Source organism: Neobacillus drentensis, from assembly GCF_036962765.1.
Classification (GTDB): domain Bacteria; phylum Bacillota; class Bacilli; order Bacillales; family Cytobacillaceae; genus Neobacillus; species Neobacillus drentensis_C.
This window is the reverse complement of record NZ_JBALOS010000068.1, coordinates 17013-17320: the sequence shown is the minus strand read 5'-3', so window position 1 is coordinate 17320 and position 308 is coordinate 17013. Positions and strand designations below refer to the sequence as shown.

The following is a 308-nucleotide window of genomic DNA, read 5'->3' as shown; positions in this document are numbered from 1 at the left end:
TTCTTAATAATATGGTAAATGTTGAGAATTTCATAGTACTCATTTATAGTAAAAATAGATAAGTTAAAAGGAGGAGTATTTATGAACCTAGGAGCTTTTTCTGTAAGTTTAAATGTAAAAGACATTCATCTATCCAAGTCATTCTACGAAAAACTAGGATTTCAATCTTTTGGTGGGGACATTAGTCAAAATTGGCTTATTATGAAGAATGAAAATTGCATCATTGGGCTTTTCCAAGGCATGTTTGAAAAGAACATTCTAACCTTTAATCCTGGATGGAATGAAAATGCCGAAAATCTCGAATCATT

General features: G+C 30.5%; 1 pseudogene. It reads left to right on the top strand.

The features are described from left to right. Positions 1-81 precede the first annotated feature (81 nt). Positions 82-308 (top strand): annotated as a pseudogene (locus tag V7137_RS10385) (VOC family protein); the annotation flags it as partial.